At 67.6% G+C, this 17023-nt stretch carries 19 protein-coding genes; 9 read left to right on the top strand and 10 right to left on the bottom strand.

Going from position 1 to position 17023, the window contains the following annotated elements:
• Positions 1 to 4 precede the first annotated feature (4 nt).
• On the bottom strand, positions 5 to 865 hold the full coding sequence (locus R2707_19960; GenBank protein MEZ5247373.1) for an LLM class F420-dependent oxidoreductase: 861 nt from the start codon (positions 863 to 865) through the stop codon (positions 5 to 7).
• 63 nt (positions 866 to 928) lie between these two features.
• Positions 929 to 1750 carry a thioesterase family protein gene (locus R2707_19955; GenBank protein ID MEZ5247372.1) on the bottom strand — a complete coding sequence of 274 codons (822 nt, stop codon included), beginning with the start codon at positions 1748 to 1750 and terminating at the stop codon, positions 929 to 931.
• 40 nt (positions 1751 to 1790) lie between these two features.
• On the opposite strand from R2707_19955, the gene R2707_19950 reads away from it, so the two are divergent.
• The 5 genes from R2707_19950 to R2707_19930 are packed head-to-tail and all read left to right on the top strand — an operon-like array spanning position 1791 to position 5630.
• Positions 1791 to 2321 (top strand): GNAT family N-acetyltransferase, encoded by a 531-nt coding sequence (locus tag R2707_19950; GenBank protein ID MEZ5247371.1) that lies wholly within the window; start codon positions 1791 to 1793, stop codon positions 2319 to 2321.
• Between the two features lie 11 nt (positions 2322 to 2332).
• Complete coding sequence (locus R2707_19945) at positions 2333 to 3163, top strand: TylF/MycF/NovP-related O-methyltransferase (protein ID MEZ5247370.1); 831 nt, start codon at positions 2333 to 2335, stop codon at positions 3161 to 3163.
• A 25-nt stretch (positions 3164 to 3188) separates the two neighbouring features.
• A complete protein-coding gene (locus R2707_19940; GenBank protein ID MEZ5247369.1) occupies positions 3189 to 3863 on the top strand; it encodes a class I SAM-dependent methyltransferase in 675 nt (224 codons plus the stop codon).
• A 46-nt stretch (positions 3864 to 3909) separates the two neighbouring features.
• The gene (locus R2707_19935; protein MEZ5247368.1) at positions 3910 to 4995 is read left to right on the top strand and encodes an S-(hydroxymethyl)mycothiol dehydrogenase; all 1086 of its coding nucleotides are present in this window, start codon (positions 3910 to 3912) and stop codon (positions 4993 to 4995) included.
• A 2-nt stretch (positions 4996 to 4997) separates the two neighbouring features.
• Positions 4998 to 5630 carry an MBL fold metallo-hydrolase gene (locus R2707_19930; protein MEZ5247367.1) on the top strand — a complete coding sequence of 211 codons (633 nt, stop codon included), beginning with the start codon at positions 4998 to 5000 and terminating at the stop codon, positions 5628 to 5630.
• A 114-nt stretch (positions 5631 to 5744) separates the two neighbouring features.
• Here R2707_19930 and R2707_19925 read toward each other — a convergent pair whose 3' ends face one another.
• The gene (locus R2707_19925; GenBank protein ID MEZ5247366.1) at positions 5745 to 7211 is read right to left on the bottom strand and encodes an OB-fold domain-containing protein; all 1467 of its coding nucleotides are present in this window, start codon (positions 7209 to 7211) and stop codon (positions 5745 to 5747) included.
• Between the two features lie 94 nt (positions 7212 to 7305).
• On the opposite strand from R2707_19925, the gene R2707_19920 reads away from it, so the two are divergent.
• Positions 7306 to 8436, top strand: a complete 1131-nt coding sequence (locus R2707_19920; GenBank protein ID MEZ5247365.1) for an acyl-CoA dehydrogenase family protein — start codon at positions 7306 to 7308, stop codon at positions 8434 to 8436.
• A 27-nt stretch (positions 8437 to 8463) separates the two neighbouring features.
• Here the strand turns inward: R2707_19920 and R2707_19915 are convergent, their stop codons facing one another.
• The 6 genes from R2707_19915 to R2707_19890 all read right to left on the bottom strand — a co-directional run bounded on the left by R2707_19915 (position 8464) and on the right by R2707_19890 (position 12559).
• Positions 8464 to 9294, bottom strand: coding sequence for a ribonuclease Z (locus R2707_19915; protein MEZ5247364.1), 831 nt, complete (start codon positions 9292 to 9294; stop codon positions 8464 to 8466).
• A gap of 12 nt (positions 9295 to 9306) precedes the next feature.
• Complete coding sequence (locus R2707_19910; protein MEZ5247363.1) at positions 9307 to 9912, bottom strand: TetR/AcrR family transcriptional regulator; 606 nt, start codon at positions 9910 to 9912, stop codon at positions 9307 to 9309.
• An 8-nt stretch (positions 9913 to 9920) separates the two neighbouring features.
• On the bottom strand, positions 9921 to 10598 hold the full coding sequence (locus R2707_19905; protein MEZ5247362.1) for a hypothetical protein: 678 nt from the start codon (positions 10596 to 10598) through the stop codon (positions 9921 to 9923).
• A gap of 24 nt (positions 10599 to 10622) precedes the next feature.
• On the bottom strand, positions 10623 to 11075 hold the full coding sequence (locus tag R2707_19900) for a glycine/sarcosine/betaine reductase selenoprotein B family protein (GenBank protein MEZ5247361.1): 453 nt from the start codon (positions 11073 to 11075) through the stop codon (positions 10623 to 10625).
• Between the two features lie 80 nt (positions 11076 to 11155).
• Entirely contained in the window at positions 11156 to 11923 is a 768-nt protein-coding gene (locus R2707_19895) for an enoyl-CoA hydratase (GenBank protein ID MEZ5247360.1), read from the bottom strand.
• Between the two features lie 12 nt (positions 11924 to 11935).
• Positions 11936 to 12559: an HAD family phosphatase gene (locus R2707_19890; protein MEZ5247359.1), complete on the bottom strand. Its 624-nt coding sequence runs from the start codon at positions 12557 to 12559 to the stop codon at positions 11936 to 11938.
• Between the two features lie 89 nt (positions 12560 to 12648).
• On the opposite strand from R2707_19890, the gene R2707_19885 reads away from it, so the two are divergent.
• Genes R2707_19885 through R2707_19875 form a run of 3 tightly spaced genes read left to right on the top strand, consistent with a single transcriptional unit; the run spans position 12649 to position 16121 of the window.
• Positions 12649 to 14199: a long-chain fatty acid--CoA ligase gene (locus tag R2707_19885; protein ID MEZ5247358.1), complete on the top strand. Its 1551-nt coding sequence runs from the start codon at positions 12649 to 12651 to the stop codon at positions 14197 to 14199.
• On the top strand, positions 14196 to 14990 hold the full coding sequence (locus tag R2707_19880; protein MEZ5247357.1) for an SDR family oxidoreductase: 795 nt from the start codon (positions 14196 to 14198) through the stop codon (positions 14988 to 14990). Before R2707_19885 ends, R2707_19880 begins: the two co-directional genes overlap by 4 nt.
• A gap of 33 nt (positions 14991 to 15023) precedes the next feature.
• Positions 15024 to 16121: a hypothetical protein gene (locus R2707_19875; protein ID MEZ5247356.1), complete on the top strand. Its 1098-nt coding sequence runs from the start codon at positions 15024 to 15026 to the stop codon at positions 16119 to 16121.
• On the opposite strand, the gene R2707_19870 is transcribed toward R2707_19875, so the two are convergent.
• Positions 16122 to 17006, bottom strand: coding sequence for a DMT family transporter (locus R2707_19870; GenBank protein ID MEZ5247355.1), 885 nt, complete (start codon positions 17004 to 17006; stop codon positions 16122 to 16124). It abuts the gene before it with no gap.
• Positions 17007 to 17023: the final 17 nt, after the last annotated feature.

Raw genomic sequence — 17023 nt, 5'->3', positions numbered from 1 at the left:
GCGCCTACGCCTGGGCGGCGATGAGCTCCGCGAACGCCGCCATCTTCTCGGCGGGCCTGCCGAGAAACAGGAAACCCGGGACGATCATGCGGTGCATCCCCCAGCTCGCCGCTTCCTCGATCGCGGCGGCCGGGTCGTCGCCGAAGATCCCGGGGTGGGAGCTGGTCATCTCGATCGCCGCAGGATCCCGGCCGTTGTCGGCCGCCGTCTGGCGCGCGATCTCGAACAGTTCAGCGATGTCGCCCTTGGCTGGGAAGAAGCCGTCGCCCATGCGGCCGGCCCGCTCGGCGGCCGCCCTGCTGTGGCCTCCGATGTGGATCGGCACCCGGCCGTTCGCCGGCTTCGGGTTCGACGAGATGTGGTCGAAGTCGATGAACTCACCGTGGAAGGAGACGTCGTCCTTCTCCCAGAGTGCTCGCATGACCTCGGCGTACTCCTCGGTCCGCCGGGTGCGCCCTTCCCACGGAACGTCGAGCGCGGCGAACTCTTCCTTCAGCCAGCCGATACCGACACCGAGGATGACCCTCCCGTTCGACATCATGTCGAGCGTGGCGACTTCCTTCGCGTAGGTGACCGGGTGGCGCTCGGGCAACAGCGAGATGCCCGTGGCGAGCTTGAGGTTCGTGGTGTGCGCCGCGACGTAGGCGAGCCAGATCAGCGGGTCGGGGATGGGGCTGTCACCCGAGCCGGGCATCTTGCCGTCGGGTGCGTACGGGTAGGTCGACTCGTAGCCCTCCGGGTAGAGGATGTGTTCGACCGTCCAGAGCGACTCGAACCCCGCGGCTTCCGCCGCCTTCCCGAGCTCCGCGGCACCATCGCCGGTGACGAACGTGACGGTGTTGGCGAAACCGATTCCGAATTTCATGTGTGGCCCCTTGTCGATCCGATGAGAAACGATTCTGCCCGCCACAGCGGTGTCAGACACCCGCTACGGAGTGAACGAGGTGGTGTCGATCCTGCTGAGGTCGATGACGGTGCGGAGCTGACGTGCCTTGAGCAACAAGCGCCCATCGTCGGCCCAGAGGGTGATGTCCTCGTCGGTCAGGCCTCCATGGCCGCGCGTCGCGCGATGGCGCACCAGCAATGCCTGATCCGCGGAACCGCCGACGTCGGGCCCGAAATGCACGACGTGGTGCAGGCTCGGGGTGGCACACATGCGATCCGGGTGACGGATCACCGGCGGCGGCCACACGTCGCTTGCCATCAGCGCAAGGCGGTGGTCCCACGGACCCGGTTCGACCATCCGGAGCCAGCCGCCGTCCTCGTTGGGCACGACATCGCCGTCCTCACCGAAACGCCGGTGGGGCACGAATCGGCCGTGGACGTTGGTGGCCCAGCCCGGCACGTCGGTACCATCCGGCTCGATGGGTGGATCGACGTCGGGAATCGGCTCGTCGAGATAGGTGGGCCCTTCACGATCACCGGCGAACAGCCCACCCGCCACACCGACCGTATCGCCGGCAACGTCGAGGCGAGCGGTGACGGAGTGCACCAGCCCACCCACCCGCTCGGTTGTGACGACGATGTCGAGCGGCCCCACCGGCACTCGCCGCAAGAACTGATGCGAGTAGACGCGCGGGAGCCGGGTCGAATCGTCGACCTCCATGCGCATCGCCTGGAACGTGATCGCCATCAAGTAGCCACCGAAGGGGCTGCCCGTGCCCCAGAACTCGCCGCTGTCGATCTGTCGGCGGTAGCGCCCGTCGCCGAGCGATTCGAGTTCCGTGCGTTCGTCCAGCAGCCACGACATACGGAGCGGAGGGTAGATGCCCGCGTGCGAGGATGGCGAAATGCCCGACTGCCCCACCGTCGAGACCGACCGGCTCATCCTTCGCCCGTTCACCGAGGGCGACCTCCCCCGGTTCTTCGAGATCCACGCGACACCCGAGGTCCGCGCGTCGCTCCACATCCCCGACACGTTCTCGCGAGACGACGCGTGGGCCCAGATGGCGAGCCATCGTGGACAGTGGGCATTGCGGGGTTCAGGACAGTGGGCGGTGACACTGAAGTCCAGCGGCGAATTGATCGGGCGGGCCGGCACGCATCGACCGGAGCGCCACGACTGGCCCGGCCTCGAGTGCGGCTGGACCTTCGATCCCGCCCACTGGGGCAACGGCTACGCGACCGAGGCCGGAGCGGCGACGGTCGAGTGGGCGTTCGCGAACCACGACGACGACCGTCTCTACAGCGTGATCCTGCCCACGAACGCTGCGTCACAGGCCGTGGCCGTCCGGTTGGGTTTCACACTGCTCGAGGAACGGACCCTCACCTTCTTCCCGGCGGCGCCACACGGCATCTGGGTTCTTCGTCGTCCTCAATAGGCTGCCAGCCGATGTCCACCACCACTGCCGCCGAGCTTCGCGACCGCTACGTCGACCTCCTCATGGGATGCCTCACCCGCGAGCTCTTCCTCGACGAGGAGACGCACGACATCGATCTCGCCGAATGGCCCGGCGACACCGACGAACTGCGCGCCACGCTCCGCGACAACGGGTGGCGACTCACCCGGCGCGGAGGCGACGCCCACAAACGCGACGACGGCAACGATTGGCCACCGGCGGCCGAAACCATGGTGGGGCGGCAGCGTCTCGCCGACGTCCGTCGATGCGTCGATTCCGTGATGGCCGACGGTGTGCCGGGCGATCTCATCGAAACCGGCGTGTGGCGCGGCGGGGTGACGATCCTCATGCGCGGGATGCTCGAGGCGTGGGGCGACACCGATCGGCGGGTGTGGGTGGCCGACAGCTTCCAGGGCCTCCCCGCTCCCGATGCCGACGCGTTCCCTCAGGATGTGGGCCACGACATGTCCGATGTCCCCGCCCTCGCAGTGTCGGCCGATCGGGTACGGGCCAACTTCGATCGCTATGGGCTGCTCGATGACCGGGTGCAATTCCTCGAGGGCTGGTTTCGCGACACGCTCCCGACCGCCCCGATCGAGCGACTGGCGGTGCTGCGTCTCGATGGCGACATGTACGAGTCGACCATGGACGCGCTCGAGGCGCTCTACCCGAGACTGAGCGTCGGCGGCTACGTGATCGTCGACGACTACGGCGCGTGGGAGCCGTGCCGCCAGGCCTGCACCGACTACCGCGAGCGCCACGGCATCACCGACGAGATCGTCCCGATCGACTGGACTGGCGTGCACTGGCGCCGAACCGCGTGACGCCCACCTCCGTTCGAGGACGCTCATGAACGACATCTCCACGTATTACGGACTGCTGCGCCGAGCGCATGAAGTCGTGAGGCCCGAGCGCTATCTGGAGATCGGCGTTCACGAGGGTCACTCGTTGTCGTTCGTGCGTCCTGGCACGCGGGCGGTCGGCGTCGACCCGGAACCGAAGGTCGACTCGCCACCTGACAACACCGTCATCGTTGCGGCGACCAGCGACGACTTCTTCGCCGATCCCGACCTCGTCGGCCTGTTGGGAGGACCGATCGACCTCGCCTTCGTCGACGGATTGCACCTCCACGAACAGACGCTGCGCGACGTCGCCAACGTCGAACGCCATTCCCACCCCGACGGGATCATCATGATCCACGACTGCCTTCCCATCGACGCGAAGACGGCGGCGCGAGATCGCACCACCGTGGTCTGGTCGGGCGACGTGTGGAAGGTCGTGGTCGCGCTGCGCAATCATCGTCCGGATCTCACCGTCACCACCGTCGACGTCGAGCCGACGGGGCTCGCCATCGTCAGTGGCCTCGATCCCGACAACACGATCCTGCACGACGACTACGACGCGATCATCGAGGAACTCGCCGGCCTGGGGTTCGACGATCTGGAAGCCGTCGGCCGCAACGAGATGCTCGGCGTCATCCCCGGCACGTGGGACCGCGTCGAGCCGCTACTCCTCGCCGGCTGACGGCACTACCCTGACCGCGTCCGACGACAGGTTCAGGAGCAGAGCAATGGCGCAGACGGTCAAGGGAGTGGTGGCGAAGGCAAAGGGCGAGCCGGTCACGATCGAGAACATCGTGATCCCCGACCCGGGACCCGGTGAAGCAGTCGTCGCCATCCAGGCCTGCGGTGTGTGCCACACCGACCTCCACTATCGAGAGGGCGGCATCAACGACGAGTTCCCGTTCCTGCTCGGCCACGAGGCCAGCGGCATCGTCGAATCGGTCGGCGAGGGTGTCACCGATGTCGAACCCGGTGACTTCGTCATCCTCAACTGGCGAGCGGTGTGCGGCACCTGCCGCGCCTGCAAGAAGGGCTCGCCACACCTCTGCTTCAGCACGTTCAACGCCGAACAGAAGATGACCCTCGAGGACGGCACGGTGCTGTCGCCGGCCCTCGGAATCGGCGCGTTCGCCGAGAAGACACTGGTTGCGTCCGGGCAGTGCACCAAGGTCGACCCCTCGGCCTCGCCTGCGGCGGCCGGCCTTCTCGGGTGCGGAGTGATGGCCGGCATCGGTGCGGCCATCAACACCGGCGGAGTGAGCCGCGGCGACAGCGTCGCCGTGTTCGGCTGCGGCGGCGTCGGTGACGCTGCGATCGCCGGTTCGAAGCTGGCCGGGGCATCGACGATCATCGCCGTCGACCTCGACGATCAGAAGCTCGAGTGGGCCAAGGGTTTCGGCGCCACGCACACGATCAACTCCCGCAACGAGAACGCGGTCGAGAAGATCCGGGAGTACACCGGCGGCTTCGGGGCCGATGTCACGATCGATGCCATCGGCCTGCCCGAGGTCTACAAGCAGTGCTTCGAGGCACGTGATCTCGCCGGTACGGTCGTGCTCGTCGGCGTGCCCACCCCCGAAATGGAGGTGACGCTGCCGTTCCAGGAGGTGTTCGGCCGCGGCGGGGCGCTGAAGTCGAGCTGGTACGGCGACTGCCTTCCCTCGCGCGACTTCCCGATGCTGATCGACCTCTATCAGCAGGGCCGACTCGATCTCGACGGATTCGTTTCCGAGACCATCGGGCTGGACGATGTCGAGGAGGCGTTCCACAAGATGGAGCGTGGCGAGGTCCTTCGTTCCGTGGTCGAGATCTGACGATGGCCATCGAACTGGTCACAACCGACGGGATCTTCGCTCTCGATGGCGGCGAGTGGGAGGTCACCAACAACATCTGGCTGGTCGGCGACGACCGCGAGGTGATGGTCTTCGACGCGGCCCACGATCACCAACCGATCGTCGACGCGATCAACGGCCGGAACGTGACCGCCATCGTCCTCACCCATGGGCACAACGACCACATCAATGCCGCCGAGGCACTGCGCGACGCAGTCGACGCACCGATCCTGCTGCACCCGGCCGACCGGATGCTGTGGGACGTCGTCTATCCCGAATCGAGTCCGGACGGGGATGTGGTGCCCGGCACCACCTTGTCGGCCGGCGGCCACGAGGTCGGCATCATCCACACCCCCGGCCACTCCCCTGGCTGTTGTTGCTTCCACGACGTCGCCGCGGGTCGGATCGTCTCCGGCGACACCCTCTTTTGCGGTGGTCCCGGCGCGACGGGTCGCAGCTACTCCGATGAGCCGACGATCCTGCGCTCGATCCGCGACCGGCTCCTGACCCTGCCCGGCGACACGATCGTGCACACCGGCCACGGCGACACAACGGTCATCGACGACGAACGCGAGCGGGTCCTCGAACGCATCGCCGAACTCGGTCTGGAGTCGTAGTCCGGAGTTCGGCGAAGCCGAGTTCGGAGCAACGCGACGCGTTGCCGCTGTCCGACACCGCTGTAGCGGGTGTCTGACACCGCTGTAGCGGGTGTCTGACACCGCTGTGGCGGGTCAGGGGCGCAGGGCGCGGCCGTCGACACGGACGCGGGTACCGATGAGGTCTTCGACGACAGCGGTTGCGGCGAGGTCGGGGTCATCGACGGCGGCGACGGCGCGTTCGCCGGAATCGAGGTCGACGATGGCGCACACCCGCGCCGGCTCGTTGCCGGCGTAGACGACCGTGTAGGTGGCAACCACGCCGTCGCCGGCGGGATCCTCGTCGAGCGGCGCCTCCGAGGTCGCGGCGCGGGCATCGTCGACCAGGTCGGCGATCAGGAGCCCTCGCTCCGGCGGTTCGGTCGACCACACCGCGAGCGCCGGCTTGGTGAGCAGGCCGCTCACCGCAGTGACGGCACCATAGGAGCCAGGCTGGGACCGGACGGCCTCGATCATGTCGACCGTCGCCTGATAGACGAAGTTGTTGAACGGACCGCCGGCGAAGGCCATACCGCCGGTGAGGGTGGGCGTGCCATCGGGATCGAGGCCGAGCTCCTGCTGCTGGACCCGAACCGCGACCGGGAAACAGCTGTAGAGCTCGACGAAGTCCATCGATGCCACCGGCCGGCCGACATGGGCTGCCGCAGCCTCGCCGAGCACCCGCATCGCCGGCCAGCGGTGCAGTTCGGCCCGACGGCTGAGCGACAGCGAGAGCGACGACTCGAGCCCGACGTGGGGATACACGCGACGCTCGGGGTCGACCCCCAACTCGTCGGCGAGCGCGACGTTGCAGAACACCATCGCGGAAGCCTGGTCGACGCCCCACTGGCTGTTGTGCCACTTGTTGTAGGGAAACGCGATCGGCCGGTTGGCGGGTCCGGGCTCACGGATCTCCTCAGCCGACATCGGGGCGCCGAAGTCGGCTCGCGGATTGGTCTGCGCCACCCGGTTGAAGCGATGCCAGAGCGCCGCGATGTCGTCGCGGTGTTCGTCGAGCGTCCATCCCTGCGCCGCTCGGCGGGCGCTGTCGATCAACGCGTACTGCTGCACCGGGGCGACCGCCCCGATCTCGATCTCGGGACGGGCGACGATCTCGCCCTGTGGCGACATCTCGAGATCGGGCACGAGCCCGGTCTGATCGTGCCCCGGCAACTCCACTCCGGCGCGGCGAGCGGTGTCGTCGCGGAACTTGGTCTCACCGCCGCACACCACGGCGATCTTGGCCCGACCCGAGCGGATGGCCTCCAGGGCACGGTTCACGAGCGTCTGCTGCGGAATGCCGACGTCGGCGGCAACGGTGAATGCGTCGACGCCGAGTGCCTCGGCGATCCGACGGGCGGCATCGGGAAGCCCGGAGAGACCGCGCGTCGCCCCGATCCAGTCGACGTTCGCGGTCGCGGCAGCGGCACCCGAGTCGGCCAGCGCCGCCATCACGGCGTCGGCCATCAGCGCCGTGGTGTCGAGGCCGCCCCCGGGCTCGGTGATGCGTTGGTGGGCCGCGCCCACGCCGATCAGGACCGGTGGGGAAGAATCCTCGCTCATCGAGCGGGAACCTAGCTCCGGGCCTGCGACGAGTCCGAACTCGCACGGAAACGAGAACGCGTTCTAGCCTCTCGGAAGGACGCTAGGAGAACCAATGAACCAACTGCTCGACGCCGCCCGTGACCTCCGTTCCGCTCTCGACGCGGAAGGCGCCAAGGCCGAGGCCGATGGATCACCGATGACCGACGAGGCAGTCCGGCTCTGCAAGGAGGCCGGCCTCTACGGCGCTCTCGTCACCAAGGACGTCGGCGGGGCCGAGCTCAATGCGGTCGACAGCCTCGATGTGTTCACCGAACTCGCCCGGGCCGACGGCTCGATCGGTTGGGTCGTGATGGCCGGCAGCACCGCCACCGCGTACTTCAGCTCGTATTGCCCCGACTCGTTCACCGACCAGATGTTCGCCGACGGCGTGCCGCTCGTGGCCGGCCAGTTCGCACCCAACGGCACCGCCGTGCCCCGGGGCGACAGCTTCCACATCACCGGCAACTACTCGTTCGGCTCCGGCCTCGAGCACGCCGACTGGGCCGGCAGCGGCTCGTTCACCCAACCCGAGCAGGGCGATCCCGACTACATCTTCGCCGTCGTACCGAAGGCCGAGGCCGAGGTGATCGGCAACTGGGACGTGATGGGTCTGCGGTCCACGGCAAGCTACGACTACCGGATCGACAGCGACGTGCCGGCGGACCGGACATTCTCGATGTTCGGTTTCACCCGCCATCGGGGTGGCAAGCAGTTCGATCTCGGCATTCTCCACCTGACCGAGATCGGCCATGCCGGTTGGGCACTCGGTGTCATGCGCCGCGCCATCGACGAGGCCGCCGTGATCGCCAAGACCAAGCAGCGGATGACCGGCAAGACCGGCCTGGCCGACGACCCCCGTTTCCAGTACGACCTGGCCGAGGCCGAGAGCCTCTACCGTTCGGGCGACCTGTGGATCCGCACCGCGTTCACCAAGGCCGAGAAGTCCGCCCTCGACGACAATCCCGACCAGGGCCTCGTCGGTGAGGCCCTGCAGGCGACGACGTGGTTCACCCAACAGGCCACCGAGGCGATCCAGAAGCTCTACCGCCACATCGGCACGACGGCCCTGCGCGACGGAGCGTTCCAGCGGGCGTTCCGCGACATCCATGCCGGCAGTCAGCACGCCATGGTGAGCCCGGCACACACGTTCGCGTTCGCCGAGGGCATCCTCGGTGCCGCGCCCGAGTCGGCCGTCGACTGGTAATCGCCGCCGACAGCTGTCGCGCGAAGCTCAGACGGTGACGGTCGTGAGGTCGTCGCCCATCACGATCTCGCCATCGAAGTGTTCGGCCGCGATCGCGATCCACTCGTCGTACTGGGCGGGCTGCGGCGCGGGCACGTAGTGCGTCATGAGCAGCGTCTTCACGCCGTTGTTCGATGCAGTCCGGGCCGCCTGCTCGACGCTCGAGTGGTAGTCGAGGATGTCCTGGAGCCGCGCCATCGGCACGAGCTTCACCAGGTCGTCGCGGATCACGGTCTGCACGTAGACGTCGGCGCCGGCAGTGAGCTCGTCGAGACCGGCGCACGGAATGGTATCGCCGGCAAGGGCGACGATCGTGCCCTCGCGCTCGACCCGGAAGCCGATCGTCGGCTCGACCGGCGCATGCATGGTCTGATGGACCGAGACGCTCATCGCGCCGACCGCGAACGCGTCGCCAGGCGACACCTCGGTGACGTCGACGATCGGCGCCCACGTGAGATCGTCGTGGTGGGCGATGCGGTAGCCGACATCGGGCTCGAGCGCCTTCATCATGTGGTCGACATAGCGCTGCAGGCCCGGCGGTCCCCACACCTTCAGCGGGGTCGGCTGCTGCGACATGATCCAGTGGGTGGTCACCACGTCGTTGAAATCGGTGAGGTGATCGCTGTGCAGGTGCGTGATCAGGACTCCCTGGAGGAACCCCGGAAGCGAACCCGCTGCCGCCATCCGCATGATGCAGCCCCGGCCGGTGTCGACCAGCACCTGTTCGAGTCCGCCCTCGCCTGCCTTCAGCAGTGTCGAGGGCCCGGCCCGGTTGGGGTCGGGCATCGGTGAACCCGTGCCGAGCAGTACGACGTCCATCACGGTCAGCTCCTAGGTTGCAGAAGTGGGAACGGTCAGCAGCCCGAGCAGGGTCGCTCGAATCGCCGCGGAGGATTCCTGCCGGGTCAGGCCGCGAACGTGGCGGAGATAGTCGATGGAATCGAGCGACAACGCAACGGCGAGGGCTTCCTGCGTGGCGGCGCGATGATCCTCGGTGAACGCCGAGAGCTCCTCCGCGAAGTGCTGGCCGACCTGGGCCACGGCCCGGCCGGCCATGTCGCGATGGTGATCGGCGATGATCGGCTCGACGGGCGCGAGCATCTGGCCGACTCGGGCGACCTGGCCGGCCACCTCGTAGATCTCCTGGCGGTTCTCGATGATCGCGTCGACGCGATCATCGAGCTTTCCCTCCCCGATCGCGCGGATGACGAGCCGGTCGAAGATCGACATGAGCTGCCGCTCGACCGTCACCCGGTAGAGCTCGTCGAGATCCTCGAAGTAGCGGAACACGCTCCGATGCGAGACTCCAGAGCGTTCCGCCACCTCGGCGACCGAGGGCTGGAGGTTGCCCTCGCGGTAGATGTCGAGAAGTGCGTCGACGACGCGATCTCGGTTCTGATCGCGGCGGGCCCGCCGACCGTCGATCGTCGGAATCATGTCGGCACTCATCGGTGCCCCGGTGCCATGTAGAACCAGAACGGGAACGGCACGTCCTGGTCCGAGAGCGCCTTGCGGGCAGCCAGGACGACCTTGCCCGCTTGGGTTTCCTCGAAGAACCAGTTCTCGATCGCCCGACCGCCGGCGACCGGTCCGTCGGCCAGCTCGATGGCGGCCTCCTCGTAGTAGGTGCGGATGTCGTGACAGACCGCGACGGTGTTCTTCCCGGGCAGCGCAGCGTCCTTGAGAGCCGCGCCGGCGGCGATCCGCTCGAGCGCTTCGAGCGCGTCGGGCACCGTGTCGGCGTCGATGGCCCGTCCGACCGTGGTCACGCCGCGGCGGGCGACGATGCGGTCGTACGCGTTGCGGATACCCCGAGCCTCGGCGACCGCCGGGGACGCGTCGGCGTCGTAGGCGGGGGGAAGCCGGCACGACACCGCGTCGGCGCTCTCCTCGATCACGACCGGGTGGCTCTCGATCACCGGACCCGACGGCGCGTCGAGCAGCGCGAACGCACGGGCCAGGACATCGTGCTGGAAATCGGGATCACCGGGTCTGCCGAGTGGGCGTCCCAGCGGGAACTCGCCGTGGAGCACCCTCGGCGCGCCGATCTTCTCGGCGACCGGACGCATGGAGGCGAGCGTCACCGTGGCGATGCCGGCGGCCTCGATGATGTGGGCGAGCACACACACGGTGCGCGTGCAGAGCGGTCAAACGGGCGTCAACAACACGACGTCGACACCATCGGCCTTCAGCTCCGCCGCGGCGGCCGGCCCGGAGTCGTGGATGATCGTCGCAAGGTCATCGGGTTGGTTGCCGGCGAACGAGAAGTGCCGCTCGGCGACCGATCCGATCACACCTCGTGCTGCCAACTCCTCGAGACGGTCGATCGGGTAGACGACATTGAGGTCGGCGGTGAACCCGGCGCGGTCGAAGTTCGGACTCCAGTGACCGAGCACGAGATCCCGCGCCGCACGGGGGATGGCGCGATAGCTCGCGTCGTTCTGCGCGAAGCCTTCGTCGGACGCCCGATGCAGGGCCGCCGAGGTCACGATGGCGACCGTTGCCTCGGCCAGCGGCACAGGCGTCACGAACGCCGGGTCGGAGAACTCGGGTGCGGTCAACGTGGCGGCATGGGATCGCATGGGCGCATCGCCGGACATACGGTGACTCCTCGGTGTGGTTCGATGCCGACCCTACATGTGTCAGTCTTGATGACACAAGGTTGGCGTGCGGCGAACCACTATTGCTGCGCGGCACCCCGGGCCTGGATCGCCTCGCGAGACTCGGCCAGTTGTTCGCGATCGAACCCTCCCGACTCCAGCCAACGTCGGGAGACCTCCCGCTCGACCAGCGTGCCGTCGGCGACGGTCACGTTGTGCGTCGCCCAGTAGAGACGCTTCATCGCAGCCGATGCCGCGGCGGGGACCTCGGCGATGTCGCGTCCGAGCGCCCGAGCCCGATCGAGCAGCTGGGCGTGGGGTACGACCTCGTTGACCAATCCCCATGCGAGCGCCTGATCGGCGTCGACATAGTTGCCCGTGTAGCTCATCTGACGCGCCCGCCGCACGCCCACGGCGCGGGGCAGCTCGACCGTGAGGCCCCAACCGGGAAGGATCCCCACGCGGGCGTGGGTGTCGGCGAACGATGCCCGATCCGACGCGATCAGAAGATCACAGGCGAGCGCCAGCTCGAGCCCTCCGGTGACCGCGGGGCCATTGACCGCACCGATGACCGGCGTCGACATGTCCGGAGGAAACGGGTGCCCGTCGCCGGCACCCGCCGACACGCTCCCGCCCTCGGCCAACTCCTTGAGATCGACGCCCGCGCAGAACGCAGGGTCGGCGCCGGTGAGGACGATCGCTCGAACATCGTCACGTTCGTCGAGCGACACCATGGTCGCGCGGAGGCCGCCGACGAGCAGCGAGTTGAGGGCATTGCGCCGGTGAGGCCGGTTCATGACCACGAGCGCGACCTCGTCGACAACCTCGATGTGCAAGACGTCGTCCATGAATGGTGAAGGCTAGGACCCCATCGGTGCGAGGTCGAGACCGAGATCGATCAGCTCGCGGCGGCACTGGCGCGGATCAGCGAAGCGCACGGTGCGAAACCCGAGCGAGTCGGCCGTCGCGATGTTGGCGGCGCTGTCGTCGATGAACACCGTTGACGAGGCGTCCACGCCATGGCGGTGGCACAGGAGCTCGAAGATCGCCGGGTCGGGCTTGACCACCCCCTCGCGTCCGCTGATGACCAGGCCGTCGAAGAGATGCAGGAACGGCAGCTGCGGTTCCGCGACCGCGAACGTGTCTCGTCCCCAGTTGCTCAGCGCGAGCAGGGTGACGGGCAACGATCGGAGCTCCTCGAGAATCGCCACGGAATCCCACAGGATCTCGCCGAGCGTTTCCGGCCAACGGTCGCGAAACGCCTCGATCAGCACGCGATCGGCCGGAAACCGCTGCGCGAGGGCGGCGGTCACCTCCGGGAGCGGCACGCCCCGGTCGAGATCGGCGTTGACCTCGAGCGTCAGCACCTCGTCGAGGAACCTGTCGAGCTCGGCGGGATCGTCGATCAGCTTCTCGAACAGCAGGCGACGATCCCAGTGGACGAGCACGTTCCCGAGATCGAAGACGACAGCGTCGATCGGCACTCGGGCACCATAGGCCCTACCATCTGCGTTCCCGTACCCATGCCGGGCCGTCCGGCACCGATCGACCCCGACAGGAGTCCACGTCGACCATGAAGAACAACATCGGCCTCTTCATCACCAAGCGGGCCCAGCTCAGTCCCGACGTCGACGCCGTGTTCGACGTCGCGAGCGGTCGCCGGCAGAACTATGTCGAGCTCAACGAGCGGTGCAACCGGGTCGCCAATGCCATGACCGGCGAGGGCCTCCAGCTGGGCGACCGTGTCGCGACACTGCTCATGAACGGACCCGAGTTCGTCGAGACGTTCTTCGGTACCGCGAAGGCCGGCGGCGTCATCGTCGCCCTGAACTGGCGGCTGGTCGCCGACGAACTGTCGTTCATCCTGACCGATTCGGGCGCGACCACGCTGGTGTTCGGCACCGCGTTCAACGAGCTGGTGGAGGAACTCCACAGCCGTGGCACCGACGGCACCCAGGTGACGAACTGGATCCATGTCGGCGACGCCGCCGATCGGCCGTCGTTCGCGACCGGCTACGAGGACCTCCTCGGCCGCGCCTCCGCCGACGAACCCGATGTGATCGCGTCCGACGACGACCTGCTCTTCATCATGTACACGTCGGGCACCACCGGCCTTCCCAAGGGGGTGATGCACTCCCACAAGACCGCGATCTGGTCGGTGATCACCGCCAACGCCACGGCCGACGTTCGCTATGGCGACCGCTACCTCATCTGTCTGCCGCTCTTCCACGTCGGCGCGCTCAACCCGTTGCTGTCGACGTTCCACAAGGGCGGGAGCGCGATCATCATGTCCGAGTTCGATCCCGTGAAGATCTGGGAGATCTTCGGCTCGGAGCGCATCACGGTCACCCTCGCCGTGCCGGCGATGCTCAACTTCATGCTCCTCACCTACGACAAGGACGCCCACGACATCTCCAGCCTGCGGTGGGTGATGTCGGGTGCAGCACCGGTCCCGGTGTCGCTCATCGAGACCTACGCCGCGATGGGCATCGAGATCCATCAGGTCTACGGCCTCACCGAGACCTGCGGCCCCGGCTGCCTCATCTCCCCCGACGATGCGCTCGTCCGCGCCGGGTCCACCGGCAAGGCGTTCTTCCACACGGAGGTTCGCGTGGTCGACGAGAAGGGCGACGATTGCGGGGCCGACGAACCCGGCGAGGTGCTCATCCGTGGTCCCCACGTCATGACCGGCTACTGGAACCGACCCGAAGCGACCGCCGAGTCGATCGACGATGACGGTTGGTTCCGCACCGGCGACGTGGCCATCATGGACGCCGACGGCTTCGTCTACATCCAGGACCGGGTGAAGGACATGATCATCTCGGGGGGCGAGAACGTCTATCCGGCCGAGATCGAGAACGTGCTCGTGTCGATGGACGGCATCACCGAGGCCGCGGTGATCGGCGTGCCCAGCGAGAAGTGGGGCGAGTCCCCGCTCGCCGTCGTGGTGAAGTCCGACGAGAGCATCACCGCGCAGCAGGTGCTCGATTACTGCGACGGCAAGCTCGCCCGGTTCAAGCTGCCGAAGCTCGTCGAGTTCACCGACGTCATCCCCCGCAACCCGACCGGCAAGGTCCTCAAGCGAGTCCTGCGCGAGCAGTACGAAGGAGCAGCCACACAATGAGCGACACGACGGGCCGGCTCGCCGGCAGAGTGGCCGTCATCACCGGCGGTGGCGGCGGGATCGGCGAGGCCTATTGCCGACGCTTCGTCGCGGAGGGTGCCAAGGTCGCCGTCGTCGACATCGGGCGGGAGCAGGGTCAGGAGGTCGCCGACTCGCTCGGCGACGACGCCGTGTTCGTGCACTGTGACATCGCCGACGAGGGGTCGGTCGACGCGTGCCGTGATGCGGTGCTCGAGACCTTCGGCACCATCGACGTGCTGGTCAACAATGCGGCGCTCTACGGCGAACTCGACCTCGGCGACAACAGTGTGGGCTACCTCCGCCACGTCTACGACGTCAACGTGATCGGCCAGTGGCTGATGTGCCGCGCCTTCGCGCCGACGATGGTCCGCAAGGGCTGGGGCCGGATCATCAACATCGGCTCCATCGCCGGCTACCTCCCGCTCGGGGCGCTCGGCGGACCGGGCGATCCGACGACATGGTCGCTCAGCTCCTACGCATACCAGCAGACCAAGTTCGCGGTCCTCGGCCTCACCCGGCAGCTGGCCGGCGAGCTCGGCAAGTACGGCGTCACCGCCAACACGATCGCCCCCGGTCTGGTGATGACACCGGCGACCGACAAGCAGGTGCCGGGCGGGTTCGATCAGATCTTCGCCGACATGTCGGCAACGAAGCGCAACAGCCAGGCCGACGACATGGTCGGCCCGGTGCTCTTCCTCGCCAGCGACGACAGCGCCATGGTCAACGGCCAGACCATCTGCGTCGACGGCGGCAACGTGATGCCGACGTGAGTCGGCATCACCGGAGAACCTCGTGATGCCGACGTGAACCGGACGTTGGTCATCGGTGGCACCGGCCCGACCGGACCTCCGATCATCGCGGGCCTGGAGGCCCGGGGCCACGATGTCACCGTCTGCCACACGGGAGGTCACGAGGTCGACGAGGTCATGCACCTCCCCCACATCCACTGCGATGTGCGCGACCACGACGCGCTCGCCGACGCGATCGGCGGGCAGGACTGGGACGTCGCCGTGGTGACCTACGGCCGACTCCGCACCATCGCCGAGGTGCTGCGCGGCCGGGTCGGTCACTTCATCTCGGTGGGAGGCGGCCCCGCCCTGCGCGGCTACTTCGACCCATGGGCCCATGAGCCTCCCGGGCTCCCGCTGCCCACACCGGAAACCGCACCGACCGCAACCGAGGCCGAAGACGGCAAGTCGTATCGGATCGCCCGGACCGAGCAGTACGTCTTCGAGCATCACCCGACTGCGACGCACTTCCGCTACCCCTACGTCTACGGCCCTCGCCAGCTCGCCCCGCGCGAGTGGTTGATCGTGAAGCGCATCCTCGACGATCGGCCCCACATCGTTGTCGCCGACGGCGGCCAGAGCGCCCACAGTTTCGGATTCGTCGAGAATCTCGCCCATGCGATCCATCTCGCCGTCGACCAGCCCGAGGCCGCGGCCGGGCGGATCTTCCACGCGGCCGACGAAGAGCTGCTGACGGTGCGCCAGGTCATCGAGATCTGCGCCGCCGAACTCGGTCACGAATGGGAGATCGTGTCGATGCCGGTCGAGTTGGCCGTGCCCGCCCGACCGCTGATGATGCAGCCGTCGACCCATCACCGTGCCTTCGACATCAGTTCGCTGCGTCATGTCCTCGGCTACCGGGATGTCGTGCCCGCACGCGAAGCGGTGGCCCGTACCGCGCGTTGGCTCGCCGAGAACCCCCACCCGCCTGGCGACATCGTCGAGCGGATCATGGAGGATCCGTTCGACTACGACAACGAGGATCGGCTCATCGCCTGGTGGAAGGCGTCCATCGCCGAACCGCCATCGCTCGAGTGGTCGACACCACCCGGCTACGGGCTCTCCTACGCCGGACCCGGCACCAGCTACCAGCGACCCGACACGCGGATCTGATCAGTCGACCCGGCTGGAGAGATAGGCGCCGAACAACACGATGCCGGTCCCGATGATCGCCGCGACGGTGACCGTCTCGTCGCGGAAGATCACCCCGAGCCCGATCGAGATGATCGGGATCACGTAGGTCACCAGAGATGCTCGCACCGCACCCACGCGGCCGCTGAGGTTCGCCGCGAAGAGGAACGCGATACCGGTCCCTCCGGCACCCACCACGACACAGGCGATCAGCGAGTCCCACGCAAAGGTTGACGCCGGGATCCCGGCGAGGCCGTAGGGAAGGGTGAGCACGGTGGCGACCGCGAGCGCTCGAGCGATCACGGGCAACGAACCATGACGTTGCTGGAGGGGTCCGGCGATGTTGACGGCGACCCCGTAGGAGGCGACGGCGAGCACGACGAGACCGACGCCGATCGCGTTCGTTCCCGCGGTCGATGCCTCCGGCACACTGATGAGCAGGATGCCGATCAGGCCGACACCGACCCCGAAGAGCCGTCGGGGACCGGTCGGCGTGTGGAAGACGGACCACGAGATCAAGACGGTCAACAGCGGCATCGCCGCGTTGAGCATTCCGGCGACCGAAGAGTCGATCCACTGTTGCGCGATCGGGAACATCGTGAGCGGGAAGGCCATCCAGGTCACACCGAGGAGTGCGATCTTCGGAAGGTCCTCCCTGGGAACCGCCACGCGGGAACCCGGCAGTGCCAGGAGTGCGAGCCCGCCGAAGACGACTCGTAGCAGCGTCACGACTCCCGGCTCGAAGGCGTCGAGTCCGATGGCCATGAAGAGGAACGAACCGCCCCAGATGGACGCTGCGCCGAACACGAAGCCCCAATCGAGCGGGGCGAACGGTGCGTCTTCGGGGCGCAGGGCCGTGGCGGTCACTGCCGCACGCTACCGGT

Source organism: Acidimicrobiales bacterium (assembly GCA_041394245.1).
Classification (GTDB): domain Bacteria; phylum Actinomycetota; class Acidimicrobiia; order Acidimicrobiales; family Aldehydirespiratoraceae; genus JAJRXC01.
This window is presented reverse-complemented; position numbering and strand designations above follow the sequence as displayed.

What these genes read in the sequence shown, in the direction of transcription:
- R2707_19900 (MEZ5247361.1), bottom strand. Translation starts at nt 11,075, where the DNA reads ATGTCCGGCGATGCGCCCATGCGATCCCATGCCGCCACGTTGACCGCA.
- R2707_19950 (MEZ5247371.1), top strand. Translation starts at nt 1,791, where the DNA reads ATGCCCGACTGCCCCACCGTCGAGACCGACCGGCTCATCCTTCGCCCG.
- R2707_19885 (MEZ5247358.1), top strand. Translation starts at nt 12,649, where the DNA reads ATGAAGAACAACATCGGCCTCTTCATCACCAAGCGGGCCCAGCTCAGT.
- R2707_19915 (MEZ5247364.1), bottom strand. Translation starts at nt 9,294, where the DNA reads ATGGACGTCGTACTGCTCGGCACGGGTTCACCGATGCCCGACCCCAAC.
- R2707_19945 (MEZ5247370.1), top strand. Translation starts at nt 2,333, where the DNA reads ATGTCCACCACCACTGCCGCCGAGCTTCGCGACCGCTACGTCGACCTC.
- R2707_19935 (MEZ5247368.1), top strand. Translation starts at nt 3,910, where the DNA reads ATGGCGCAGACGGTCAAGGGAGTGGTGGCGAAGGCAAAGGGCGAGCCG.
- R2707_19925 (MEZ5247366.1), bottom strand. Translation starts at nt 7,211, where the DNA reads ATGAGCGAGGATTCTTCCCCACCGGTCCTGATCGGCGTGGGCGCGGCC.
- R2707_19930 (MEZ5247367.1), top strand. Translation starts at nt 4,998, where the DNA reads ATGGCCATCGAACTGGTCACAACCGACGGGATCTTCGCTCTCGATGGC.
- R2707_19895 (MEZ5247360.1), bottom strand. Translation starts at nt 11,923, where the DNA reads ATGGACGACGTCTTGCACATCGAGGTTGTCGACGAGGTCGCGCTCGTG.
- R2707_19940 (MEZ5247369.1), top strand. Translation starts at nt 3,189, where the DNA reads ATGAACGACATCTCCACGTATTACGGACTGCTGCGCCGAGCGCATGAA.
- R2707_19920 (MEZ5247365.1), top strand. Translation starts at nt 7,306, where the DNA reads ATGAACCAACTGCTCGACGCCGCCCGTGACCTCCGTTCCGCTCTCGAC.
- R2707_19910 (MEZ5247363.1), bottom strand. Translation starts at nt 9,912, where the DNA reads ATGATTCCGACGATCGACGGTCGGCGGGCCCGCCGCGATCAGAACCGA.
- R2707_19955 (MEZ5247372.1), bottom strand. Translation starts at nt 1,750, where the DNA reads ATGTCGTGGCTGCTGGACGAACGCACGGAACTCGAATCGCTCGGCGAC.
- R2707_19880 (MEZ5247357.1), top strand. Translation starts at nt 14,196, where the DNA reads ATGAGCGACACGACGGGCCGGCTCGCCGGCAGAGTGGCCGTCATCACC.
- R2707_19960 (MEZ5247373.1), bottom strand. Translation starts at nt 865, where the DNA reads ATGAAATTCGGAATCGGTTTCGCCAACACCGTCACGTTCGTCACCGGC.